Below are 24601 nucleotides of genomic sequence, written 5' to 3' on the forward strand. Positions count from 1 at the left end.
TGATGATGGGCGTTATCGACGACATTCCTACCGTGGTGGTTTTGCTGGTGGCGTCATTCGCCATCGGCTGCGTGTTCGGATCATTCCTCAACGTGGTGATCTGGCGCGTGCCGAACCACATCAGCATCACCAATCCGAAACGCAGCTTCTGCCCGAAATGCAAGGCGCAGATCGCATGGTATGACAACATCCCCATCATCTCCTGGATGGTGCTCGGCGCTAAATGCCGGCATTGCAAGGAGCCGATCGCCGCACGTTATCCGCTGGTCGAATCGCTTGGCGGCATCGCCTTCCTCGCCGTGACCGTCGGCGGACTGTTCGGTGCGTACACGCCGTGGATGCTGCCTTTGCTGTATGTGTTCGCCTGCGTGTCCATCGTCATCGCGTTCATCGACCTGGACCACCATCTCATCCTCAACGTGGTGTTGCTGCCGACACTCGTCGCCACCGTGGCGTTGCTGGCTTTGGCATCGCTTGGCACAGGGGAGTGGATGCGCCTCGGGCGTGGAGCGCTGTGCGCGTTGATACTGTTCGCGTTCTATTTCGTGCTTTCCCTCATCTGGAAAGGAGGCATGGGGGATGGCGACATCAAACTCGCATTCATCCTCGGACTCGTGCTTGGATGGCTCGGCTGGCCGCAGTTCATCATCGGCTCATTCGCCGCGTTCCTCATCGGAGGCGTGGTGAGCCTGGTGTTGCTGGCCAGCAAGAAGGTAGGGCTGCATGGGGGCATACCTTTCGGACCATCGATGCTGCTCGGCGTATGGCTCGGCATCTTCGCCGGCGCACCGATCGCCACACTGTACCTGCAATTCACCGGACTCGCATAGCGCATCCGTGTTTCAGGACCTATATATAAAGGAGAGACCATGAGAGCAATAACGGCGCTGTCGATTGGGAACGACGCCATAAGGGCGGCGGTCATAGATGATCCCTACACGGATTCGCCCACCATCAAGCATTTCCAGGCGATTCCGCTTCCCACCGGAGCCGTGGTGGATGGCGAAGTGGTGGACATCGACGTGGTTACCGGCATTCTGAAGACGCTGGTGGAACGGTTCAAGTTCCCGCGTGAGAACACCGCGCTCGTCTATTCGAGCCGTCGAATGGTGTTCCGCGAGGCCGACTTCCCGTTCATGCCCCTGGCGGATCTGCGATCCACCCTGCCGTTCCAGGCCAAAGGCATGATTCCGCTGCCCATCGACGAATCCGAATTGGACTTCGTGCCGATGTCCATCGTGAACAACGAGCAGGAAGGCAAGCAGCTGCACGGCATTTTGGTGGCCACCCTGCGCAGCGGCTTGGAAAAGACCGCGCGCACCGCCGAGGAAGCTGGTTTCGTCATCACCTCCATCGACGCAGGCCCGTTCGCGTTGGCTCGACTGTTCGGCGACGCCAACCAGACGCAGACCGAAGCCGTGGTCAATGTCAGCGGCAACTGCACCGATGTCATCGTGCTCAAGAACGGCAAGCCTGCCTACATGCGTGTCGTGCCGTCCGGCGCCGATGACGTGAGCGACGGCATCGCCAGCGCGCTGAGTATCTCCTTCGATGACGCGGAACGCATCAAGAACCAGATCGGCCTGCAGAATGTGACCGGCGACGAGCGGCTCGAGAAAGCCGAGGAAGTGATCCGTGAAACAACGGCACAGCTTATCGTCGGCATCCGCAACACGCTGAACATGTATGACGTCGATCATGCTGACAGCCCCATCAGCGGCATCATCCTTGCCGGTGCCGGCGCGCGACTCATCGGTCTGCCGCCCGTGCTGGCCAGCTCCATAAACAAGGTGGTGCGTATTGGCGACCCGTTCGTCCGCTTCAAGTTGTCCAAGGAAGTGGAACGGCAGAACATCGTGGCACATGCGGTCGATTTGGGCGGTGTGCTTGGACTGGTGATCGGAAAGAAGCCGAGGTGAGTGCGATCATGAAGAAGAACAAAGAGAAAGCCGTCAAGTCGCATCGTGGCCGCGGCAAGGAAATAACTGGCAAGAGGGTCTCTGAGGAAGGGGAGAAGACCTCGCTACTGTCTATGCATATGTCGGATATCGGCAGCACGCTGAAGGGCAGTGGCCACAACAATACGGAGAATCCCGCCGATTGGGACACGCGAGCCAACCTGTTGCCGCGTTCCATCGTCATTCTCAACCGTGACCGAGCCATTAAGTACCTGCTGACGTATGTGCTGATCTTCGTGATCGCCATCGCGGTGATCATCAGCGTCTTCATGGGATTGCAGTCCTCTTGGGCTGACCATCGTGTGAACGTGGCGCAGCAGAAGACCCTGTCCCTGCAACAGGAGAAGGCGCAGTTCAAGGATGTCGAGGCGACGCTGAACTCGCTGGACGATTCGCAGAAGGCCAAGATCTCCATGCTGTACGACGAAATGGATTGGATGCAGGTGGCCAATTCGTTGAACGGCGCGCTTCCGGAAGGCGGACAGTACACGAGTCTGGAGCTTAAGAGCTACCAGCTTTCGGATTCGGACAGCAGCTCCTCGTCCTCCTCTTCGGATACGGCGACGGTGTGGTCCGGCAACGGTGTGGTCACCGTGGACTTCAGCATCGTGTCTCCGAACTTCATTTCGGCGAAGGACTTCATCGCCAATTTTGCCGGCATCCCCACATACCAGACCGGTTATGTGAAGTCCATCACCAAGGATTCCAAGGAAGGCGGCACCACCTACACGTATGAGGGCACCGTGTCGTTGAAGATGGATGGCAACACCACCTCGCGAAGCGACAACTCCGCAGGCGTCGACAAGGAAGACCGTGCATTGCTCGAGAAGCTGCGCAAGAGCCTCACCAAGGCCGCGCAGGGCACATCGGAAGTCGACCAGCAGGCTTCCTCATCGTCAAGCACGTCCAGCTCCAACGGTTCGTCCAACTGATAAGCGGGAGGAAACATGAACAAGCATAGAATCGCATGGATAGCCCTGGCTCTCAGCATCGTGATCGTGATCATGCTCACGTGGCTGGTGGGCGTTTCTCCTCGAATCACGCATATCAAGGACGCGAACGCGCAGACAGCGCAGATCGACGAGACCAACAAGAAGCTGCGCGACCGCATCGAAGAGTTGCGCGTGGCCAGCGAAACGATCAGCCTGCAGAAGGACCGTCTGCGTCAGCTGCAGCGTCAGATTCCTGATGGCTACAACCAGAAGGAATTCATCGACGCGCTGAACGGCGCTGCCGAAGCGGCCGGAGTCACCATCTCCTCCGTGGACTTCGATGACGCCACGCTTGCCGTGATGCCTCCTGAAATGCAGGGGACCATCAAGGCCGGCACATTGGTGCAGGTGCCGGTGACCATCACCGCATCCGGCGATTATGATCCGATGCGCAGCTTCGTGCAAGGCGTGCAGAACATCAATCGTATCGCCGTGCCGGAGGACGTGCAGTACCAGATCAGCACCGACGGAGACGCGTCCAAGAACTCCGTAACCCTCAACTGCAAGATCTGGTCCCTGCTGCTCGACAACGATACCGTCGAGGACAAGAACGCCACCAAGCAGTGACCCTGCCGACGTGGATTGCCACGTCTCGCATGGTTGACGGGTCGTCTGCCCGTCTTTCCTTCAGGGCCTTCCGCATTCGCGGGAGGCCCTTTTCCTTACACTGGCTTCTCCTTGCGCCGTTCGTGTGCGTTTTGGCCGCGGGTGTCAGTATGTGACGGTAGGCTTGCCGCTTGTAAAGACCCCAAACCATTCAATCCAGAAGGTGCATTGTGGCTGTATCCAAACTCGATGAAGTCGTATCCCTTGCCAAGCGTCGTGGCTTTGTTTTCCCAGCCGGCGAAATCTACGGTGGAACCCGTTCCGCATGGGATTACGGTCCGCTCGGCGTCGCGCTGAAGGACAACATCAAGCGTGAATGGTGGCGCTCCATGGTCGTCACCCGCGGCGACGTGGTGGGAGTGGACACCTCCATCATCCTGCCGACCCCCGTGTGGGTCGCTTCCGGTCACGTGGCCGTTTTCAACGATCCGCTGGTGGAATGCCTCAACTGCCACAAGCGCCAGCGTTCCGACAAGCTTGAGGAATCCTACGCCGAGAAGCATGGTGACAAGCTGCCGGAGAACGGCATGGCCGACATCGTCTGCCCCGACTGCGGAACCCGTGGCAAGTGGACAGAACCGCGCGACTTCAACATGATGCTGCGCACCCACCTCGGACCGGTCGAGGACGAGAACTCCCTGCACTACCTGCGCCCCGAAACCGCGCAGGGCATCTTCGTGGACTTCAAGAACGTCATGACCTCGTCCCGCAAGAAGCCGCCGTTCGGCATTGCCAACATGGGCAAGTCCTTCCGTAACGAGATCACCCCGGGCAACTTCATTTTCCGTACCCGTGAGTTCGAGCAGATGGAAATGGAGTTCTTCGTCAAGCCGGGCGAGGACGAAGCTTGGCACCAGTATTGGATCGACGCCCGCACCCAGTGGTACCTCGACCTCGGCGTCAAGCCGGAGAACCTGCGCCACTACGAGCATCCGAAGGAGAAGCTGGCCCACTATTCGAAGCGCACCGTCGACATCGAATACAAGTTCGGCTTCCAGGGCTCCGATTGGGGCGAGCTCGAAGGCATCGCCAACCGCACCGACTTCGACCTGTCCGCCCACGCCAAGCACTCCGGCGAGGATCTGAGCTACTTCAACCAGGCCACCGGTGAGAAGTACGTGCCGTACGTCATCGAACCGGCCGCCGGCCTGACCCGTTCCCTCATGTGCTTCCTGGTCGACGCCTACGATGTTGACGAGGCTCCGAACACCAAGGGTGGCGTCGACAAGCGCACCGTGCTGCATCTCGACCCGCGTCTGGCTCCGGTCAAGGCCGCCGTGCTGCCGCTGAGCAAGAAGCCCGACCTGCAGAACGTGGCGCAGAAGCTTGCCGCCGACCTGCGTCAGAACGAGTGGATGATCGACTACGATGAGGCTGGCGCCATCGGACGCCGCTACCGTCGTGAGGACGAGATCGGCACCCCGCTGTGCGTCACCGTCGACTTCGACACCCTGGACGACCAGGCCGTCACCATCCGCGAACGCGACACCATGAAGCAGGAGCGCGTCAGCCTGGACAAGGTGGCCGACTACATCGCCGAGCGCATCGGCGAGAAGCGCGTCAGCGTGCCGCAGATGCCGGTCGAAATGGGCGGCGAGGCATGGTCCGAGTCCGTCAAGATCGCCGAGGCCGGTGGCCTGTACTGATCGGCCATGCCGAACGGTTGAACGGAACAAGTCTGACCTATGCCGGATAGCATTGTGAATGCCTACGAGGAATCCGACGTGCTCGACCCGCGTACTGACGCGGAGCGGCCGTCGGTTCCTCCCGTTATAAAGCCCGTCGATCTGGGGCCGGTCCACGTCGAAACCCCGGTGGTGCTCTCGCCTATGGCGGGCGTCACCAACTGGCCGTTCCGCGTGATCTGCGAAAGCTACGGCCCCGACGGCCTGTACGTGGCGGAAATGATCACCGCCCGCGCGCTGGTCGCCCGGAATCCGAAAGCCCTTCGGCTATGCCGGTTCGCTCCGAGCGAGAAGATCCGCTCGCTACAGTTGTACGGCGTCAATCCGGCGATCGTGGAGCAGGCGGCGAAAATCGTCATCGACGAGAACATGGCCGATCACGTCGATCTCAATTTCGGTTGCCCGGTTCCCAAGGTGACGCGTCGCGGCGGTGGATCCGCGCTGCCATGGAAGACGGACTTGTTCCGTGAGATCATCCAGCGTGTGGTCAAGGTCTGCGACAAGGCCAACGTGCCGGTCACTGCCAAAATCCGCGTCGGCATCGACCATGAGCATGAGACATTCCTCGAGGCGGGGCATATCGCGCAGGAGGAGGGCTGCAAGGCCGTCACCCTGCACGCGCGCACCACGGCCGAATACTATGGCGGCCATTCCGATTGGTCCCATATCGGCGAGTTGGTCTCCGCACTCGACATTCCGGTTTTCGGCAATGGCGACATCTGGGGCGCCAACGATGCTCTGGCGATGGTCTCCGAAACCGGTTGCGCCGGCGTTGCGATCGGCCGCGGATGTCAGGGGCGTCCATGGCTGTTCGCCGACATCAAAAATGCGTTCGCCGGCAGTGACGAGCGTATCGATCCCACGTTGGGCGATGTGTGCCACGTGATCGAACGTCATGCCGAACTGCTGACCGAATTCTACGATGGCGATGAACAGATGGCTGTGCACGACCTGCGCAAGCACATCGCGTGGTATCTGAAGGGCTTTCCCGTGGGTGGTTCCACACGCCGGGCTTTCATGGAATGTGAAAATCTTGAGGATGTGCGACGGGAGATAGACAAGCTGGATCCCAGCATCCGTTTCCCGGAGCGAATCGCGGACAAGCCAAGGGGCCGTGTTCGCTTTGCGAAAAAGGTGCATCTGCCCTACGGATGGTTGGAATCTAGGGAAACCACGCACGAGGAGCGCGAGGCTCTGTTCGGGGATGACCCGATGGATGCCAGCTACTGACGGCGGGGTTACGGGTGCCCGAACCGGCGATGTCGTGGTGGTGAAATCGTCCCGCACCCGACGAAATCGACATGGCGACGATAAAAAAGTGAAAAAAACGGTGGTACACGCGTGGAAAAGTGCGTGTAGTATCGGCACGATTGCGATAGAGTTGTGCATGTACGTGAGTGAACAGGAGACAATGGTGAGCGAGATTGCCCAGACTGACAATTTCAACGACAAGACCAACATCAAGGTCGTCGGTGTCGGTGGAGCCGGCGGCAACGCTGTCAATCGCATGATTACTGAAGGTCTTCAGAACGTCGAATTCATTGCGATCAACACTGATGCAAAGGATCTGCTGCGTTCCGACGCAGATGTCAAAATCTCGCTGAACGATGCTTCCAGCCGTGGCCTCGGCGCAGGTGCCGACCCGGAGAAGGGTGCCAAGGCAGCGCAGGATCATCAGTCCGATATCGAAGAGGCGCTTAAGGGATCCGACATGGTGTTCGTCACCTGTGGCGAAGGCGGCGGCACCGGTACCGGCGCCAGCCCGATCGTGGCGCGTGCCGCTCATCAGCAGGGGGCATTGACCATCGCCGTGGTCACCCGTCCGTTCAGCTTCGAAGGCCCGCAGCGTTCTGCTTCCGCGGCGCTTGGCATCGAGAACCTGCGCAAGGAAGTCGACGCGCTGATCGTCATTCCGAACGATCGCCTGCTTGAGCTGTCCGACCGCACCATTGGCATCGTCGATGCCTTCAAGACCGCCGATACCGCATTGCTCGCCGGCGTGCAGGGCATCACCGACCTGATCACCTCGAATTCGTACATCCACGTTGATTTCAACGATGTCAACGCCATTCTCCGTGGCGCCGGCACCGCGCTGTTCGGCATCGGCTCCGCGCGGGGCGAGGATCGCGCTACGCAGGCCGCGGAAATCGCCATCAGCTCGCCGCTGCTGGAGGAGAGCATCGAAGGCGCCCATGGCGCGCTGATCAATATCGCAGGCCCGACCGATCTGAAGCTGCAGGAGGCTTCCGCCGCGGTCACGCTGGTACAGAAGGCCATTCATCCGGAGGCCCAGATCATCTGGGGTCTTTCCTTGGACGATGCCTACGGCGACGAGGTGCGCGTCACCGTCATCGCCGCCGGCTTCGATGCAACCTCCAAGAAGGCGGCCCAGTCCGCCGATGAGGCGCGGGCCGAAACCAAGAAGGACGATACCGTGCCGCTGTCCGCGCTGTCCGCGGGTGTGCCGACGCCCGTCCAGCCGGTTCAGCAGCAGCCGGTGCAGCCGCAGGCGACTCCGGCCGCACCCCAGGTGCAGCCGTTGTCCAGCTACATTCCATCCAATCCGGCGCCAAGCGTTGCTTCGTTCGACCAGACCACCGAGCATGAAGTGGTTTCCGCGAATGATCCGGGTGACCTCGATATTCCGGATTTCCTGCGGTAAAGTCAGCGCGAAGACGCGAAAGGAAAATACATGGCAGGTTTCATGAAGAATGCGATGTCGTACTTGGGAATGTCCGACGTCGCCGAGGATGATGATTTCGATGATGAGGGGGTCGATGCCGGCAAGACTTCGTTCGATTCGGATCATTCCGTGACCCCGATGCCCTCTTCCTCGACGACCGCTTCCGCAGCATCCGCTCCGCGTGAACAGTCCAACCCGTTCCAGGGCGGTAGGGTGAGCCGTATCACCACCATCCATCCGAAGACCTATGACGACGCGCAGATGGTCGGTCGCGCCATCCGTGACGGCATTCCGGTGGTTCTGAACCTGACCGGTGTAGCCGAAGCCGTGGCATATCGCATCGTCGATTTCTCCGCCGGCGTCGTGTTCGGCGTGCGTGGTTCCATCGAGCGCGTGACCCCGCGTGTGTTCCTGCTGAGCCCCGCCCAAGTGAACATCAAGGTCGAGGAGCCCGAGGACAAGGGTCCCGCCCACGATCTGTTCGCTGACTGAGCGCACCTCTTTGCTGGTTGGTTTTTCAATGGCCTCCGAATATCCGGAGGCCGTTTTCATATCCGTCGCTGGCTGTAGCCAGGTGTAGAGTCGAATCTCATGATTTTGACATTGATCAGATACATCGTCCACATACTGGTGAACGCCTACATCACGGTTCTGTTCATCCGCATGATTCTCGACTGGGTGTCGGCATTGGCTCCCAGGTGGCGCCCCCGAGGCGTGGTGGCTTCTCTGATTGATGCCATTTACCAGCTCACCGAGCCTCCGCTGCGATGGTTGAGGCAGTATATCCGCCCTATTCCCATGGGGCCGATTTACTTTGATGCGGCATTTATTGTTCTTTATTTTGTTCTTGTTGTCGTTGATTTCCTCGTGTAATACGCATAAAAATTGGCTTTTTCCACAAAACCCCTGTCGTTTCGTGATAAAGTCAGACACGGAAAGCAACAACAGCAAGGCATCAAGCCCAAAGCGAGGTGTAAGGATTTATGGCTCTGTTGACGCCGAAAGATATTAGGGAGCATACCTTTCAGACCGTAAGGTTCAAGGAAGGCTACGATGTCGATGAGGTCGACGACTTCCTTGATCAGGTAACTGAGACGGTGGAAGCCCTTGGCAAGCAGGCGGTGGCCGGTGGCCAAGCCACGCAGTCTCTTGGCCCGGATGTCGCAGGGCTGAATTCCAAGATTTCCGAGCTGACCGCACAGGTGCAGTCCCTGCAGCAGGAGAACGAGACGCTGAAGTCCGCTTCCGCTCAGGCAGCCGGCGCTGGCGATCAGGCCGCTCAGGCCGCTCAGGTCGCTGCGACCAAGCTGTCCGAGGCGGAGGAAAGCAATCGTGCGCTGTCCTCCCAGAACGAGCAGCTTAAGGGGCAGATCGATCGTCTGTCCGCCCAAGTCGACCAGCTCACCGCTCAGGCCGCTGAAGCCGCCGGTCAGGCTGATCTTGGCGAGCAGCTCACTTCGGTTCAGCGCGAGCGTGACACGTTCCGCGCCCAGACCGAGGATCTGTCCCGTCAGCTGGCCGCCGCTCAGGAGCAGGTGGTTGTGGCTCAGCGTCAGCGCGAGCAGATCGAGCAGCTCACCGCCAAGCTTGAGGAAGCCCAGGGTCAGGTCGCACAGGCTCAGCAGCTGACCCAGCAGCATGCGGCCGCATCGCAGCAGCAGGACAATCAGGTTCAGCAGCAGGCCGCCCAGATCCAGCAGCAGAATGCTCAGATTCAGCAGCTCGCCCAGCAGCTGCAGGAGTCCCAGGAGCGCGAGGCTCAGCTGCGCGAGCAGGTCTCCAAGTCCGAGCCGAGCACCGAAACCGGCAGCCTGCAGAAGATCGCCGGCGCCGCGGCAGCCGCGAACACCGAACCGGAACGCGCCACTGCCATGCTGACGCTGGCCATGCAGCTGCACGACCAGTACGTCGACAAGGGCAAGGCAAAGGCGAAGGAAATCACCGAGGAAAGCCAGCGCAAGTACGAGGAGATCATCGGCAACGCCAACGACTACTCCAACCGCACCCGTTCCGAGGCCGACCAGTACTCCGCCGACACCCGTGCCAACGCCGATGGCTACATGGCTCAGAAGACCCAGGACGGCGACAACTACCTGGCTCAGAAGCAGCAGGAAGGCGATGCCTACCTGAACCAGAAGACCGAGGAAGGCAACACCTACCTCGCTCAGAAGACCCAGGAAGGCGACGCGTATCTCGCCGGCAAGAAGCAGGACGGCGATAACTACCTAGCTGGCAGGCAGCAGGAAGGCGACGCGTATCTGGCTCAGAAGCAGCAGGACGGCGATAACTACCTCGCTCAGAAGACCCAGGACGCCGACACGTACTTCTCCAACAAGCACACCGAGGCCGACACCTATGAGGCCGAGGTCCAGAAGCGCGCCTTCGATTACGATTCGAAGACCCGCACCGCTGCCGATGATTACGCCCAGCAGGTCCGAGACAACCTCGAGACCCAGACCAAGGTCATCGAAGGCAACATCAAGGGCCTCAAGCAGTTCGAGACCGAATACCGTGCGCGACTCACCGACTTCCTCGGCCAGCTCGTCAACCAGGTGTCCGACTCGAACAATTACGACCAGGAATCCCAGGATAACAACGACTGAGAATAGCCTGTGTCTGACATCATGAAGAATGATCAAAGACGGCTGCGCATCCGCGTGGCCGTCTTTGCGTGTATTGCTGTCGCTGCGATCGCTATCGACCAGCTCACCAAGGCGTGGGCGTTGTCCGCGTTGTCCGATGGATGCACCATACGTGTGATTCCCGGACTGCTGTCGTTCATGTTGGTGCGTAATCCGGGAGCGTCCCTCGGCATGGGATCCGGCATGACCTGGTTGATCTCCCTGCTGGCGATGGCGGCCTGCGTGGTGTTGGTTGCGCTTGCCGTGCGTACCATCTCCATGAAATGGACGGTGGTGTTCGCCTTCGGCTTCGCCGGAGCGTTCGGCAACCTCATCGACCGCGTGGCCTACGCCCAAGGATTCCTCAACGGCAAGGTCGTGGACTTTCTGAACTATGGGTGGTCCGTCGGCAATGTGGCTGACGTGTTCCTCATGTTCGCCGGAATCGCCGCGGTGTTGCTGCTGCTCTTCGGCGAACCGTACAGCCGGCAGGAACTTGATGAACTCGAAGGTTCCAAGGAGTCCAACGAAAACGTTAACGGGGCGAAGACCGCATGAGCCGGCTTGTACCTGCTCCCGACGCGCTCGTCGGCAGACGATTCGACGTGGCCGTCGCCAAAATGCTCGGAATCTCCCGTGCCAAAGCGGCGGATCTCATCGAGAGCGGACAGGCGCGTGTGCTTGGCAGGGACATCTCCAAATCGTCGAATCTGCAGGCGGGCGAAACCGTCGAATTCGATATCGTGGAGGAACGTGCCCAGCCTGAACCGATCGCCCACGATATGGCGGTCGTCTACGAGGATGACGACGTCGTGGTGGTGGACAAGCCGGTCGGCGTAGCCGCGCACGCGTCCGTGGGATGGACCGGTCCGACCGTGCTCGGCAGCCTGATCGACAGGGGAGTGCACATCACATCGTATGGCGCCGCGGGGCGTCAGGGTATTGTGTCAAGGCTTGACGTGGGCACGTCGGGACTGATGCTCGTATGCAAGTCCGATTTGGCGTATGTGGAGATGCGCAGGCAGTTCTCCGAACATGAGGTCGTCAAGACGTATCATGCGCTCGTGCAGGGCAACCTCAAGGAGGACAAAGCCACAATCGAGGCGCCGATTGGGCGTGCCAAAGTCTCCGACTTCCGCTTCTGCGTGACACCGGCCGGCAAGGAGGCCATCACGCATTGGGACGTGCTGGAGCGTTTCGGCGAGGCCACGCTCGTGTCTGTGAACCTGGAGACGGGACGCACCCATCAGATCCGCGTGCATTTCTCATCCATCGGACATCCATTGGCCGGGGACGCCATGTATGGCGCGAACCCGCAGCTGAGCGAGGCGCTTGGGCTCGAACGCCAGTGGCTGCATTCCATGCAGCTCGAGTTCCGCCACCCGAGAACACATGTGTGGACCACAGTCAAATCGCATTATCCGGCAGACCTGCAGCACGCGCTTGATGTGATGCGCGCACGGCACGCCGAACAGCCGCAATAGTTACGTGGCCGTACGGCATGGAATGGGGGCGTACGTCACCAATCGCAGGTAGATTGGAAAACATGGCTACTTCCGGAAATTTCGTGCAACTGCATAACCATACGCATTATTCGCTGCTTGATGGCGCGTCGAAAATACCGGATCTGGTCAAGCGCGCCAAGGAATTGGGCATGCCGGCCATCGGCATCACCGACCATGGCAACATGCATGGCGCCTATGAGATGTGGCGCAATGCGGTCGACGTGGGAATCAAGCCCATCATCGGTATAGAAGCCTACGTGACGCCGGAAACCGCGCGTCAGGATCCCACCCGTGTGAGCTGGGACACCAACTGGAATCCTGATCTCGACCCGCTGCACCGGCGTCGTAACCCGAATGACGTGTCAGGCACCGGCGTCATCACCCATATGACCATGTGGGCGGAGAACGATGAGGGTCTGGTGAATCTCATGAAGGCCTCCACCGACGCGAACCTCGAGGGACGCGTCATGCGTTACCCCCGTATGGATAAGGAGGTTCTGGCCAAATACTCGAAAGGCGTCATCGCCTCGTCCGGTTGTCCGTCGGGCATCATCCAGACGCGACTTCTTCTGGGACAGTTCGACGAAGCATTGCGTGCGGCTGGCGAGCTCCAGGACATCTTTGGCCGTGACAACTTCTACATCGAATTGATGGATCACGGACTGAAAATCGAGAGGCAGGTGGCCAATGACCTGCTCGACATCGCGAAAAGGCTCAAAGCGCCGTTGCTCGCCACCAACGATTCGCACTACACGCGTGCCGAGGACGCGGGCGCGCAGGACGCCATGCTGTGCATCAACTCCGGTTCCAAATTGGATGAGCCGGGACGATTCAAGTTCGACGGCACCGGCTACTACCTGAAGTCCGCCGAAGAGATGCGAGAACTGTTCAAGGACGTTCCTGAAGCGTGCGACAACACGTTGGAGATCGCCGAACGCTGCAACGTCATGTTCGACGACCATGAGGACGGCGCGTTCATGCCGCGTTTTGATTGCCCGGAAGGATGGGACGAGACATCCCTGTTCCTCAAGAAGGTCGAGGAAGGCCTGGAACGGCGTTACAACGGCCATCCACCGATTGAAGTGCTACGGCAGGCCGACTACGAATGCGGCGTGATCTGCCAGATGCAGTTCTGCGGCTACTTCCTCGTCGTGGCCGACTACATCAATTGGGCGAAGTCGCACGGCGTGATGGTGGGGCCCGGCCGTGGATCCGCCGCAGGCGCCATGGTGGCGTACGCCATGGGCATCACCGAACTCGACCCGCTCAAGCATGGTTTGATCTTCGAACGATTCCTCAACCCGGAACGCGTCTCGCTGCCTGATATCGATGTTGATTTCGACCCGGACGGCCGCGGCCGCGTGCTTGATTATGTGGGCGAGAAATACGGACGCGACAAAGTGGCGCAGTGCGTGATCTACGGCACCATCAAAACCAAGCAGGCGTTGAAGGACTCCGCCCGCATCATGGGATACGACTTCTCGGTGGGCGAGAAGATCACCAAGGCGCTGCCACCAGCGCAGACCGGTGGCAAGGATATTCCGCTGCACGACATCTTCGATCCGAGCGCGAAACGATACGCCGAGGCACGCGAATTCCGTGAACTGTACGATTCCGACCCGGATGCGAAACGCATCACGGACGAGGCGATGGGCATCGAAGGACTGATCCGACAGACCGGTGTGCACGCTTGCGCCACCATCATGGGTAGCGAGCCGATCACCAACACGTCGCCGCTGCTGGAACGCACCGACGGTACCATCACCACCACGCTCGAATACCACACATGCGAAACGCTTGGCCTGGTCAAAATGGATTTCCTTGGCCTGTCCAACTTGACGGTGATCCGAGACACCCTGAACAACATCGAGGCGAACGGCAAGGAGCGCATCGACCATACGAAGATCCCGCTGGACGACCGCGCCACCTACGACCTGCTGTCACGAGGCGACACGCTCGGCGTGTTCCAGCTCGATTCCGACGGCATGCGCTCGCTGCTGAAGACGTTGAAACCGAACAACTTCAACGACATCTCCGCACTGATCGCCTTGTACCGTCCGGGTCCGATGGATATGGACTCGCACACCAACTATGCGAAGCGCAAGAACGGTTTGCAGAAGATCACGCCTATCCACCCCGAAGTGGCCGAGCCGCTCAAGGAGGTGCTGGACGAGACCTATGGTCTGATCGTCTATCAGGAGCAGGTGCAGTCCGCGGCGCGAATCCTCGCGGGTTATTCGCTGGGCAAGGCCGATGTGCTGCGTCGAGCGATGGGTAAGAAGAAGCCGGAAGTGCTGGCCAAGGAGCAGATCCCGTTTTTCGCCGGCATGAGGGAACACGGATATTCCAAAGAGGCCGCACAGGCCGTGTGGGACATTCTCGTGCCGTTCTCCGGTTACGCGTTCAACAAGGCGCATTCCGCCGCATACGGTTTGATTTCCTACTGGACCGCATACCTGAAGACCCACTACCCGGTGGAGTTCATGGCCGCCTTGTTGCAGGGCGCCAGCACGAACAAGAACAAGACCGCGTTGTATCTGGGCGAGGCTCGACGCATGGGCATCCAGGTGCTGTCACCGGACGTGAACGAATCGGTGTACGAATATTCGGCCGTCGGCGATGTCGTGCGATTCGGCCTCGGCGCCATCCGCAACGTCGGCAAGAATGCCGTGGATGCGATCATTGCGGAACGAGAGAGCGGCCGCGGCAAGTATGTGAACTTCACCGACTTCATCAAGCGCGTGCCATTGGAGGCGCTGAACCGGCGTCTGGTGGAATCGTTGATCAAGGCGGGCGCGTTCGATTCGATCGATCCGAACCGCAGGGCCCTGTTCACCATTCATGAGACGGCCATCAATTCCGTGGTCGGGCTGAAGCGCAAGCAGGCGGAAGGCCAATTTGACCTGTTCGCGGATCTGGATGATTCCAGTGAGGACGATTCCGCGATGGGAGACGCCATGGTCCAGGTGCCCGATGTGGAGGAGTGGGACAAGAAGACCAAACTGAACTTCGAACGCGAGATGCTTGGCCTGTATGTCTCCGACCATCCGTTGAGCGGTATGCAGTCGGTTCTGGTGTCGCTGCGCGAAATGTCCATCGCGCATCTGATCGACCGCGCGGGAAGCATGCCGGACGGGCAGCAGGTGACTATCGCGGGACTTATCACGAACGTGGACCGACGTGTGTCGAAGAAGGGAAACCCCTGGGCCATCGTGACCATCGAGGATCTGGAAAGCTCCATCCAATGCATGTTCTTCGGCAAGGTATACGAGGCCGCAGCCTCCGAACTGGCGGTTGACACCGTGGCGCAGATACGCGGCCAGGTGGAGAAACGCGACGAGACGGTGAGCATGCGCGCCACCGAATTCGCCGTACCGACGTTGGAGGCGCAGGACGAGCGTCCAGTGACGATCGTCCTGCCGCCGATCGCTCTCGACCAGTCGCATGTGCGACGTTTGGGTGAGATCCTGACCAGCCATCCCGGACCGTGCGAGGTGAAACTGGCGCTGATGGATGACAAGGGCAACGCCAAGGTGCTGACGTTCGGCGACCGGTTCCGCGTCAAGCGCGACACGTCCTTGTTTGCCGAAATCAAGATCCTGTTCGGCCCAAGTTCGCTGCCGCTGTCCTGATCGGTCGGGCGCTCAGCGCGCTTAGCGGAAAGCAGCGACGAAACGGGCCGTGGAAATCTGGAATCGATGGATTTCCACGGCCCGTTCCGTGTCTTTCAAAGGAGTTGAGATCAGGCCTGTTGCTCTTCCGTCTGGCCTTCCTCGATGATGTTGCCTTCGGCATCGATCTTCGGAGCGCCGTCGGCGATGCACTTGGCCACCACGTTCTTGGACATGGCCGCGGATGCGGACAACGACACCGCCATCAACACCGAACAGACGATGCCGATGATCCAGGCCGGGGTGAATGACAGCGCCTTGTCGAACGCGAGACCGGACACGATCGCGCCGATGATGCCGCCGAGCGCGGTGGCGGACACCGCGAAACCGGTCAGCTTGCCGACATCACGGCGGCCGTATTCGTGCGTGATCATAATCGACGGGCCGATCGTGGCGGTGCAGGTTCCGATACCATAGAAAACCGCGGCGAGAATCGGACCCCAATCCGTGGTCGGGAAACACAGGAACAGGCAGGCGAGCAGGCAGGACACGGATCCGACAAACACGCCGCCGTACATGCCGAAACGGTCGAAAATCCAGCCAAGAGCCACCTTCGCCACCAATACGACGCCCATATACAACGACATGATGGTTCCGGCCCACACCACGCTGTGGCCTCCCGTCACCACTTCGGTGCCGTTGTTGTTGACGGATGTCATGTTGGACACCATGTTCACGGACACCGCGCCATTGATGACGCCGACGAACAGGAATCCCAACACTAGCAGCCAGAAACCGGCATGCCTGCGCAGCACTTTCCAGCCGACCGCGACGTTCACTTCGGATAGCGAATGGCCGCTTTTGCGCTCGGCCTCCTTGATCTCCTCATCACTCAGTTCGGCGCCCAGCGGCAGCAGTCCCTTCTCACTCGGCTTGGTGCGGAAGAAGATCACCGGAATCGGCAGCGCCGCCACCAGGCAGATGACGCCGAGCACCACATAGGCGGTGCGCCAGCCATAGTTGGCGATGATGGCGCTGGCCACGGGGGAGAGGATCATGCCACCGAAACCGGAACCGCACAACGCCGTGGAAACGGCGAGTCCACGCTTGAGATTGAACCAATTGGTCACCACCACGGAGATGAACAGACGTACGCCGGACGTGATCAACGTGCCGGAGACCGCGGCAAGCAGATAGATATGCCAGGGAGCGGTGGCCGCGGAATATCCGAACAGCAGCACCGCGGAAAGTATCACCAGACAGGACGCAATCTGGCGCGCGCCCAGCCGGTCGATCAGGGTGCCCATGAACAGCGTGGCGACGATCGAAATCAGAGAAGCGAGCGAAGTGCCGGTGTTGTACTGGCCGATGGTCATGTGCAGGTCCGAGACGATATGCGTCTGGAACAGCGACGAACAGTTGACGAACGTCGTATAGCAGGTGGCCATCATCAGAAAACCGCCGATGACTATCCACCATCCGTAGAAGAATTTCGGTTTTGCTGCTGTCTTTGGAATCTTTTACGATTGTTGTGACATGGGCGGTGTCCTCCTTGGCCATCGTGGTTGTCTGATTGGCAGCAACCTAACACCGTCATGTAACGGTTGTCACGTAACACATCGGGGTATGGATGCCCTATTCTCGAGTCGCGGATGGAAGGTGGGCATGGATGCACGCAGCTGCGCGATGCCGCGTGCGAAACCCTCGATATCCCGCAGCGTCTCACAATGCGGTTGAATGTGAGACGCCAGGGCTTTCTCGTGACTTGACGTTGTTACCATGGTGCGTTATGAGCGAAGAAAACTATATGCGAATCATTGACCTGCGAGGCAAGAAGCTGACCCGAGCCGAAATGCTGGAAGCCATGCCCCGCGCTGAGATGGGCACCAACGAGGCCACCGAACTTGTGCAGCCGATCCTTGACGACGTGAAGGCTCGCGGCGCTGCGGCCTTGCGTGATTTCGCGGAGAAGTTCGACCATATTCGCCCTGAGAACCTGCGTGTGCCGGCCGAGGCTATGAAGGCCGCGCTCGACGAGCTCGATCCGGAAGTGCGTGCCGCCATCGAGGAGTCCGTGCGCCGCTGCCGCGCCGTCTCCGCGTCCCAAGTGCCCGCGCCGTTCCACACCGATCTGGCCGAAGGCGCACGCGTCGCCGAACGCTGGATTCCGGTGCAGCGCGTCGGACTGTACGTGCCTGGTGGCAAGGCCGTCTACCCGAGCTCCGTCATCATGAACGTGGTGCCGGCCCAGGCAGCGGGCGTCGAATCCCTGGCGATTGCGACCCCGCCGAGCCGCAACAACTCCGACGGTCTGCCGGACAAGACCATCCTCGCCACCTGCGCCATCCTCGGCGTGGACGAGGTGTACGCGGTCGGAGGCGCGCAGGCCATCGCCATGTTCGCTTACGGCGCCAAGGGATCCGAGCCGCAGGACGGCGAGATCCTGTGCGACCCGGTCGACAAGATCACCGGTCCGGGCAACATCTTCGTCGCCACCGCCAAGCGCATGGTGTCCGGCATCGTCGGCATCGACGCGGTCGCCGGCCCGACCGAAATCGCCATCATCGCAGACAAGGGCGCCAACCCGAGTTGGCTCGCCGCCGATCTGATCGGTCAGGCCGAGCATGATGAGCTTGCCGGTTCCGTGCTCATCACCGACAGTGAGGAGCTTGCCGACAAGGTTCAGGAAAGCCTTCGATACCGCGTGCCGCGTACCGAGCATGCCGAGCGCGTCAACACGTCGCTGCGTGGCCGCCAGTCCGGCATCATCTTCACGGATGGCATCGAGCAGTCCATCGACGCGGCCAACGCATACGCCGCCGAGCACCTCGAAGTGCAGACCGCCGATCCGGACGCGGTGATTGCCAAGATCCGCAACGCGGGCGCCATCTTCCGTGGCCCGTATTCCCCGGTTCCGCTGGGCGACTACATGTCCGGTTCCAACCACGTGCTGCCGACCTCCGGCACCGCGCGCTTCGCCGCCGGCCTCGGCGTGCACACCTTCATGAAGCCCGTCGAAGTCATCGAATACGACGAGCAGGGTCTGAAGACGCTCGCCGCCCGCGTGAACGCCTTCGCCGTCTCCGAAGATCTGCCGGCGCACGGCGAATGCGTGCTGAGCCGCTTCATCGACGATCCGTATGACAAGGCGACCATCAAGGAACAGGAAGAGCAGGCTGGTCTTCGATGAGCGCAACTTCCGCAGCTGAAAGCAACGCGATTCCGGCATACCTGCCGCTTCGCAACGATTTGATCGGCGAGGAGCCGTACGGTGCGCCGCAGCTCGACGTGCCGATATGCCTCAACGTCAACGAGAACCCGTATGCGCCGGAACCGGCGGTAGTGGAAACCATCGCCCAGCGCGTCAAGGAGATCGCGCCGACGCTCAACCGGTATCCGGACCGCGAGCACATCGAGCTGCGCAAGGCGTTCTCGAAATATCTGGAACGCGAATCCGGCGTGAGACTGGATGTCGACCAGCTGTGGGGAGCCAACGGCTCCAACGAGATCATGCTGCAGCTGTTCCAGGCCTTCGGCGGTCCGGGACGAACCGCCCTTGGCTGCGACCCGACGTACTCCATGTACCCGGAGTACGCGCGCGACACGTTCACCACGTGGAAGCTCGCGCACCGCAATGCTGACTTCACTCTTGACGTGGACGCCACCATCAAGGCCATCGAAGAGGTCAAGCCGGCCATGATCGTGCTCACCAGCCCGAACAATCCGACCGGAACCCCGCTCAAGCCTGAGGACCTCAAGCGGGTGTTGGAAGCCGCCAGAACCGCTGAAGTGGCGGGCGCGGCCGAAGGCGTGCACCCGGTGGTCGTGGTGGACGAGGCCTACATCGAATTCCGCGATCCGGGAACGCCCACCGCGCTGGAACTCATCGGTGAATACGAGAATCTCGCCGTGAGCCGCACCATGAGCAAGGCCTTCGCCTTTGCCGGAGCGCGCGTCGGCTATATGGCCGCCAGCAAGGGCATCATCGACTGCGTGCGCATTGTCCGCATGCCGTACCACCTGTCCGCGGTCACCCAGGCCGCCGCCCTCGCCGCGTTCGAACACACCGACGAGCAGCTGAGCCGCGTGAACCATCTGCGTGAGACCCGCAACGCCACCGCCGCCTGGCTCAAGCAGCAGACCTACAAGGGTCAGCCGCTGGAAGTGGCCGAAACGCAATCGAACTTCATCCTCTTCGGCGGCCACTTCGATGACCGCGACCGCATCTTCGACGAACTGCTCAAGCGGGGCGTACTCATCCGCGTGGTCGGTCCGGAAGGCTGGATGCGCGTGTGCATGGGCACCGACGAGGAGATGGCGCGATTCCGCGAGGCGCTCGTCGAAACGCTGCGTATCGTGGAAAAAGGCTGAGACAAGCCGACGCAACAGAATCGCAATCATCGTGAAAAGGAGTCGCAATCATGGCACGCACCGCAACCATCGTTCGTGAAACCAGCGAATCCAAGGTGGAGCTGAGCCTCAACCTCGACGGCACGGGCAAAACCGATATCGACACGTCCGTGCCCTTCTACAACCATATGATGACGGCGCTCGGCAAGCATTCGCTGATCGACCTGAGAATCAAGGCCACCGGAGACACCGACATCGACGCGCACCACACCGTGGAGGACATCGCCATCGTGTTCGGCGAGGCGTTGAAGCAGGCTCTCGGAGACAAGCGTGGCATTCGCCGTTTCGCCGACGCCACCGTGCCGCTTGACGAGGCGCTGGCCAAGGCCGTCGTGGACATCTCCGGACGTCCGTACTGCGTGTGCACCGGCGAACCGGAAGGTTTCGAATATTGCATGATCGGCGGGCATTTCACCGGATCGCTCGTTCGGCACGTCATGGAATCCATCGCCATGCACGCAGGCATCTGCCTGCATCTGCACGTGATTTCCGGTCGTGACCCGCACCATATCGCCGAAGCCGAGTTCAAGGCTTTGGCGCGTGCGCTGCGCTTCGCCATCGAACCGGATCCGCGCGTCGATGGCATTCCGAGCACGAAGGGCGCCCTGTGATGTCCGACGACAAGGACGATTTGGACGATTTTCCGGACGATTCCACGAACGGCTTCGGCGAAGCCGGCGATGATGGCATGCATTTCAGCGAGGAAGAGCTGGAAGCGGCCATGGCCGGTTTTGAAAAGGAGCTCCAGGACGAGGAGGCGGCCAAACGGGACGGCGACAAGTCCGAAACGCAGGATACGCCCGATGTTTCGGATTCCGACGCTTCGGCCACTTCGGTCGATTCGGACGAGGCACGGGAGGCCGACGCGGTGCTTTCCGAGGCTGAGACGTCGCTTTCGTTCGACGACGAGCTGCAGGGACTTCTGGGTAACCGTGCGAAATCCGCGGTGATCATCACCCGGGTCACGTCAGCCCAACTGCTCGCTGCCTTCTGCCAGTTGTCCGACATCTCCGCACAATGCGTCGGTTCGCCGCAAGGCGCGGTCGCAGTATTGCGCAACCTCGACGGCGACGGACCGGAATCGGCCATCAAGGATCTGACCATCGTGGTCTCCGGCATGCCGGCGATTCTTGCGGTCAATCGAGCGGACAAGCTTGAGGCGACCATGTACATGCAGGGCAAGGCCGGACAGGCCTTCGCCCCGCCGGTGCTGTTTGCATCCGTCGCATCGTTCGTCGAAGACCTCATGCTTGGCATCACCGATATGGAGGGCGTGCGCGCATCCGGAACCGAAATCGTCGATTCCGCGAGCCTGAGCCGCGACGATGCCATGCGGATCTTGGCCGAGCATACGAAATTCGGACGCGGATCGTCGCGCATCGAATAAGCTTTTCGCCGTGGCCGTCACCGTGCTTCGGCGAACATACAAGAAGGAGGACTCCCATGACTTCCGTGGTGGTGTTCGATTACGGTTTCGGCAATGTGCGTTCCATGGTGCGCGCGTTGGCCAATCTCGGTCTTGATGTGACCCTCACATCCGACCATCATCAGGCGTTGGAGGCCGACGGGCTTGTGGTGCCGGGCGTCGGCGCGTTCGGAGCCTGCATGGAGGGGCTGAAGAAGGTCGGGGGAGACACGGTTATCAAGGATCGTCTGCGTGCCGGACGCCCGGTGCTGGGCGTGTGCGTCGGCGAGCAGATCATGTTCGAACGTGGCATGGAGCATGGCGACGGCACACCCGGCCTTGGCCTGGTCAAGGGCAGTGTCGAACTGCTCGACGCCGACGTGGTGCCGCATATGGGTTGGGACACCGTTGAGGCGCCGGAAGGCTCCGTGCTGCTCAAAGGCGTGGAGAATGAGCGGTTCTACTTCGTGCATTCCTTCGCCGCGATGAGCGCCGCTCCCGCCGACATGTCCGCCGATCAGATCGATTTCGGCGATGCGCAGGAGCATGTGACGTGGTGCACGTACGGACGCAGCCGTTTCGTCGCCGCATACGAACGCGCCCCGCTGTTCGCCACGCAGTTCCATCCGGAGAAATCCGCAGAAGCCGGAGCCCAGCTGCTGCGCAACTGGGTCGCGACGTTCTGACCGCATGATGGCGGACGCCGCAATCCGCAAAACAAACCGTAGAATCGCAAGAATCGTCGGACGGCCGAAAAACCGTCCGGTATATGGAACGAAAGGTAAGACATGTCTTTGACGCTGCTTCCCGCCGTCGATGTCCGTGATGGCAAGGCCGTGCGCCTGCGCCAGGGCGAATCCGGATCCGAGACTGATTATGGCTCTCCGCTGGAAGCCGCCCGCACGTGGGTGGAATCGGGTGCCGAATGGATTCATCTGGTCGATCTCGACGCCGCGTTCGGCACTGGGAACAACCGTGACCAGCTGCGCGCCATCGTTAAGGAGCTGGGCGACAAGGTCAACATCGAAATGTCCGGCGGCGTGCGCGATGATGCGTCGCTTGATGCGGCTTTGGAAGCCGGCGCGGCGCGTGTGAACATCGGCACCGCGGCCTTGGAGAATCCCGACTGGACCGCCTCCGTCATCAAGAAGTATGGCGACCGTGTGGCCGTTGGTCTCGACGTGCGCGGACACACCCTTGCCGCTCGTGGCTGGGTGAAGGAAGGCGGCGACCTGTTCGAGACCATGAAGTTCCTTGATTCCGTCGGTTGCTCCCGTTACGTGGTCACCGATGTGGCCCGCGACGGCATGATGAGCGGCCCGAACATCGAGCTGCTGCGCGAAGTGGCCTCCCGTACCGACGCGAAGGTCACCGCGTCCGGCGGCATTTCCAAACTCGACGATCTGCGCAATATCAAGGAGCTCGCCGAATTGGGCGTGGACTCCGCGATTCTCGGCAAGTCGCTGTATGCGCGTGCCTTCACGCTGGAGGAGGCGCTCGAAGTCGCACTCTGAGAGCATTTGGCGCGTTTCAATAGTTGCAAATGTGTCACGACTCGATTTTTAGATTGAAATTTCGAATTGTGACACAGTCGACCCCATATCAATACCCCCCAACTCTCAAAATCCATGCGAAAACGGCGTGGAGAGGAAGGTAAGGGGGTATTTCTATATCGGTTGATGTGTCACGATTCGAAATTTCGCCTTGAAAACGGAATCGTGCGACACGACGCGTGTTAACGATGTTCGTAACATGCGCATGGAACGATTGGGCACTATGGATAAACAGCAAGAGTTTGCTTTGCGCACGGTCGAGGAACGCGACGTGCGTTTCATTCGTCTATGGTTCACGGATGTGTTGGGAACGCTGAAGTCCGTGGCCATCGCTCCGGCGGAATTGGAAGCGGCATTCGAGGAAGGTCTCGGATTCGACGGTTCCGCGGTGGAAGGCCTTACCCGTGTGTCCGAAGACGACATGATCGTCAAACCCGATCCGTCGACGTTCCAGATTCTTCCCTGGAGAGGTGGTCCTCAGGGCACCGCGCGCATGTTCTGCGACGTGCTCACGCCTGATGGTGAGCCGTCCTTGGGTGACCCGCGCCACGTGCTCAAGCAAGCGCTGGCCAAGGCCAAGGAGAAGGGTTTCACCTTCTACGTACATCCGGAGATTGAATTCTATCTGTTTGAAAAGCAGGATGACTGGGCGCAGACTCCGAAGCCGATCGATGAGGGCGGCTACTTCGACCATGTGCCGCGCAGCCCCGGCATGGACTTCCGCCGCGCCACCGTCAACATGCTCGAGCAGATGGGCATCTCGGTGGAGTACTCGCACCACGAGGCGGGGCCAGGCCAGAACGAGATCGATCTGCGATATGCGGACGCGCTCACCACGGCCGACAACATCATGACCTTCCGCACCGTCGTCAAGGAGATTTCGCTGGAGCGAGGCATCCATGCCAGCTTCATGCCGAAGCCTCTCGCCGACGCTCCGGGCTCCGGCATGCACACGCACTTGAGCCTGTTCGAAGGTGACGCCAACGCGTTTTACGAGGCCGGGCAGGAATTCAACATGTCCGTCACCGCACGACAGTTCGCGGCCGGCATCCTGCACCATGCGGCTGAGATTTGCGCTGTCACCGACCAGTACGTCAACTCCTACAAGCGTCTGTGGGGCGGTGCCGAGGCGCCGAGCTATATCTGCTGGGGCCACAACAATCGCTCCGCGTTGCTGCGCATCCCGCAGTACAAGCCCGGCAAAGGCAATTCCGCACGTATGGAATTCCGCGCACTCGACCCGGTCGCCAATCCGTACCTCGCGTATTCCGTGCTGCTCGCAGCCGGTCTCGACGGCATCGACAAGCAAATGCAGCTGGGCGAGCCCACCAGCGACGACGTGTGGGAGCTCACCGACGCCGAGCGTCAGGCCATGGGCATCCAGCCGTTGCCGGAATCGCTTGATGAGGCGCTGAAGATCATGGAGAAATCCGATTTCGTCGCGAGCGTCCTCGGCGAGCACGCGTTCGAATACTTCCTGCGCAACAAGCGTCAGGAGTGGAACGAGTATCGTCGACAGGTCACGCCGTTCGAACTGAAGAAGTATCTGCCGAAGCTGTGATCGCGCAATCG

Annotated in this window: 21 protein-coding genes; 20 read left to right on the plus strand and 1 reads right to left on the minus strand. The window is 60.5% G+C overall.

Annotated features, from left to right (window positions below; translation table 11 throughout):
- Positions 1-2 precede the first annotated feature (2 nt).
- The 13 genes from OU26_RS02215 to dnaE all read left to right on the plus strand — a co-directional run bounded on the left by OU26_RS02215 (position 3) and on the right by dnaE (position 15682).
- Complete coding sequence (locus tag OU26_RS02215; protein ID WP_237743750.1) at positions 3-830, plus strand: prepilin peptidase; 828 nt, start codon at positions 3-5, stop codon at positions 828-830.
- A 39-nt stretch (positions 831-869) separates the two neighbouring features.
- Positions 870-1919, plus strand: a complete 1050-nt coding sequence (pilM, locus tag OU26_RS02220; protein WP_026646238.1) for a type IV pilus assembly protein PilM — start codon at positions 870-872, stop codon at positions 1917-1919.
- A gap of 8 nt (positions 1920-1927) precedes the next feature.
- Complete coding sequence (locus OU26_RS02225) at positions 1928-2890, plus strand: hypothetical protein (protein WP_051592915.1); 963 nt, start codon at positions 1928-1930, stop codon at positions 2888-2890.
- A gap of 15 nt (positions 2891-2905) precedes the next feature.
- Complete coding sequence (gene pilO / locus OU26_RS02230; RefSeq protein WP_026646236.1) at positions 2906-3517, plus strand: type 4a pilus biogenesis protein PilO; 612 nt, start codon at positions 2906-2908, stop codon at positions 3515-3517.
- Positions 3518-3726: 209 nt separating this feature from the next.
- A complete protein-coding gene (locus tag OU26_RS02235; RefSeq protein WP_026646235.1) occupies positions 3727-5202 on the plus strand; it encodes a glycine--tRNA ligase in 1476 nt (491 codons plus the stop codon).
- Between the two features lie 39 nt (positions 5203-5241).
- A complete protein-coding gene (gene dusB, locus OU26_RS02240; protein WP_081815623.1) occupies positions 5242-6471 on the plus strand; it encodes a tRNA dihydrouridine synthase DusB in 1230 nt (409 codons plus the stop codon).
- Between the two features lie 181 nt (positions 6472-6652).
- Positions 6653-7903 (plus strand): cell division protein FtsZ, encoded by a 1251-nt coding sequence (gene ftsZ / locus OU26_RS02245; protein WP_026646233.1) that lies wholly within the window; start codon positions 6653-6655, stop codon positions 7901-7903.
- A gap of 30 nt (positions 7904-7933) precedes the next feature.
- Positions 7934-8416, plus strand: a complete 483-nt coding sequence (locus OU26_RS02250) for a cell division protein SepF (RefSeq protein ID WP_026646232.1) — start codon at positions 7934-7936, stop codon at positions 8414-8416.
- A gap of 99 nt (positions 8417-8515) precedes the next feature.
- Positions 8516-8797 (plus strand): YggT family protein, encoded by a 282-nt coding sequence (locus OU26_RS02255; protein ID WP_026646231.1) that lies wholly within the window; start codon positions 8516-8518, stop codon positions 8795-8797.
- A 110-nt stretch (positions 8798-8907) separates the two neighbouring features.
- The gene (locus OU26_RS02260) at positions 8908-10527 is read left to right on the plus strand and encodes a DivIVA domain-containing protein (protein WP_026646230.1); all 1620 of its coding nucleotides are present in this window, start codon (positions 8908-8910) and stop codon (positions 10525-10527) included.
- Between the two features lie 21 nt (positions 10528-10548).
- Positions 10549-11103, plus strand: coding sequence for a signal peptidase II (locus OU26_RS02265; protein WP_026646229.1), 555 nt, complete (start codon positions 10549-10551; stop codon positions 11101-11103).
- Positions 11100-12029, plus strand: a complete 930-nt coding sequence (locus OU26_RS02270) for an RluA family pseudouridine synthase (RefSeq protein WP_026646228.1) — start codon at positions 11100-11102, stop codon at positions 12027-12029. The genes OU26_RS02265 and OU26_RS02270 overlap by 4 nt, the downstream gene beginning before the upstream one ends.
- 62 nt (positions 12030-12091) lie before the next feature.
- Complete coding sequence (gene dnaE, locus OU26_RS02275) at positions 12092-15682, plus strand: DNA polymerase III subunit alpha (protein ID WP_026646227.1); 3591 nt, start codon at positions 12092-12094, stop codon at positions 15680-15682.
- 110 nt (positions 15683-15792) lie between these two features.
- On the opposite strand, the gene OU26_RS09405 is transcribed toward dnaE, so the two are convergent.
- Positions 15793-17112: an MFS transporter gene (locus tag OU26_RS09405; protein ID WP_237743749.1), complete on the minus strand. Its 1320-nt coding sequence runs from the start codon at positions 17110-17112 to the stop codon at positions 15793-15795.
- Between the two features lie 356 nt (positions 17113-17468).
- On the opposite strand from OU26_RS09405, the gene hisD reads away from it, so the two are divergent.
- The 7 genes from hisD (at position 17469) to glnA (ending at position 24590) form a co-directional block, all read left to right on the plus strand.
- On the plus strand, positions 17469-18851 hold the full coding sequence (gene hisD, locus OU26_RS02285) for a histidinol dehydrogenase (RefSeq protein WP_026646226.1): 1383 nt from the start codon (positions 17469-17471) through the stop codon (positions 18849-18851).
- Complete coding sequence (locus OU26_RS02290) at positions 18848-20032, plus strand: histidinol-phosphate transaminase (RefSeq protein ID WP_026646225.1); 1185 nt, start codon at positions 18848-18850, stop codon at positions 20030-20032. Before hisD ends, OU26_RS02290 begins: the two co-directional genes overlap by 4 nt.
- A gap of 50 nt (positions 20033-20082) precedes the next feature.
- Positions 20083-20682 carry an imidazoleglycerol-phosphate dehydratase HisB gene (gene hisB / locus OU26_RS02295; protein WP_026646224.1) on the plus strand — a complete coding sequence of 200 codons (600 nt, stop codon included), beginning with the start codon at positions 20083-20085 and terminating at the stop codon, positions 20680-20682.
- Positions 20682-21458, plus strand: a complete 777-nt coding sequence (locus tag OU26_RS02300) for a hypothetical protein (RefSeq protein ID WP_026646223.1) — start codon at positions 20682-20684, stop codon at positions 21456-21458. Before hisB ends, OU26_RS02300 begins: the two co-directional genes overlap by 1 nt.
- Positions 21459-21514: 56 nt before the next feature.
- Positions 21515-22162: an imidazole glycerol phosphate synthase subunit HisH gene (hisH, locus tag OU26_RS02305; RefSeq protein WP_026646222.1), complete on the plus strand. Its 648-nt coding sequence runs from the start codon at positions 21515-21517 to the stop codon at positions 22160-22162.
- A gap of 102 nt (positions 22163-22264) precedes the next feature.
- On the plus strand, positions 22265-22990 hold the full coding sequence (gene priA, locus OU26_RS02310) for a bifunctional 1-(5-phosphoribosyl)-5-((5-phosphoribosylamino)methylideneamino)imidazole-4-carboxamide isomerase/phosphoribosylanthranilate isomerase PriA (RefSeq protein WP_026646221.1): 726 nt from the start codon (positions 22265-22267) through the stop codon (positions 22988-22990).
- Between the two features lie 262 nt (positions 22991-23252).
- Positions 23253-24590 carry a type I glutamate--ammonia ligase gene (glnA, locus tag OU26_RS02315; protein WP_026646220.1) on the plus strand — a complete coding sequence of 446 codons (1338 nt, stop codon included), beginning with the start codon at positions 23253-23255 and terminating at the stop codon, positions 24588-24590.
- Positions 24591-24601 lie beyond the last annotated feature (11 nt).

The organism is Bifidobacterium ruminantium DSM 6489 (assembly GCF_000770925.1).
Lineage (GTDB): Bacteria > Actinomycetota > Actinomycetes > Actinomycetales > Bifidobacteriaceae > Bifidobacterium > Bifidobacterium ruminantium.

Excerpts from the sequence above, each read along its gene's own strand:
- OU26_RS02215 (WP_237743750.1), top strand. The coding sequence starts at position 3 with ATGATGGGCGTTATCGACGACATTCCTACCGTGGTGGTTTTGCTGGTG.
- pilM (WP_026646238.1), top strand. The coding sequence starts at position 870 with ATGAGAGCAATAACGGCGCTGTCGATTGGGAACGACGCCATAAGGGCG.
- OU26_RS02225 (WP_051592915.1), top strand. The coding sequence starts at position 1,928 with ATGAAGAAGAACAAAGAGAAAGCCGTCAAGTCGCATCGTGGCCGCGGC.
- pilO (WP_026646236.1), top strand. The coding sequence starts at position 2,906 with ATGAACAAGCATAGAATCGCATGGATAGCCCTGGCTCTCAGCATCGTG.
- dusB (WP_081815623.1), top strand. The coding sequence starts at position 5,242 with ATGCCGGATAGCATTGTGAATGCCTACGAGGAATCCGACGTGCTCGAC.
- ftsZ (WP_026646233.1), top strand. The coding sequence starts at position 6,653 with ATGGTGAGCGAGATTGCCCAGACTGACAATTTCAACGACAAGACCAAC.
- OU26_RS02250 (WP_026646232.1), top strand. The coding sequence starts at position 7,934 with ATGGCAGGTTTCATGAAGAATGCGATGTCGTACTTGGGAATGTCCGAC.
- OU26_RS02255 (WP_026646231.1), top strand. The coding sequence starts at position 8,516 with ATGATTTTGACATTGATCAGATACATCGTCCACATACTGGTGAACGCC.
- OU26_RS02260 (WP_026646230.1), top strand. The coding sequence starts at position 8,908 with ATGGCTCTGTTGACGCCGAAAGATATTAGGGAGCATACCTTTCAGACC.
- OU26_RS02265 (WP_026646229.1), top strand. The coding sequence starts at position 10,549 with ATGAAGAATGATCAAAGACGGCTGCGCATCCGCGTGGCCGTCTTTGCG.
- OU26_RS02270 (WP_026646228.1), top strand. The coding sequence starts at position 11,100 with ATGAGCCGGCTTGTACCTGCTCCCGACGCGCTCGTCGGCAGACGATTC.
- dnaE (WP_026646227.1), top strand. The coding sequence starts at position 12,092 with ATGGCTACTTCCGGAAATTTCGTGCAACTGCATAACCATACGCATTAT.
- OU26_RS09405 (WP_237743749.1), bottom strand. The coding sequence starts at position 17,112 with ATGATGGCCACCTGCTATACGACGTTCGTCAACTGTTCGTCGCTGTTC.
- hisD (WP_026646226.1), top strand. The coding sequence starts at position 17,469 with ATGCGAATCATTGACCTGCGAGGCAAGAAGCTGACCCGAGCCGAAATG.
- OU26_RS02290 (WP_026646225.1), top strand. The coding sequence starts at position 18,848 with ATGAGCGCAACTTCCGCAGCTGAAAGCAACGCGATTCCGGCATACCTG.
- hisB (WP_026646224.1), top strand. The coding sequence starts at position 20,083 with ATGGCACGCACCGCAACCATCGTTCGTGAAACCAGCGAATCCAAGGTG.
- OU26_RS02300 (WP_026646223.1), top strand. The coding sequence starts at position 20,682 with ATGTCCGACGACAAGGACGATTTGGACGATTTTCCGGACGATTCCACG.
- hisH (WP_026646222.1), top strand. The coding sequence starts at position 21,515 with ATGACTTCCGTGGTGGTGTTCGATTACGGTTTCGGCAATGTGCGTTCC.
- priA (WP_026646221.1), top strand. The coding sequence starts at position 22,265 with ATGTCTTTGACGCTGCTTCCCGCCGTCGATGTCCGTGATGGCAAGGCC.
- glnA (WP_026646220.1), top strand. The coding sequence starts at position 23,253 with ATGGATAAACAGCAAGAGTTTGCTTTGCGCACGGTCGAGGAACGCGAC.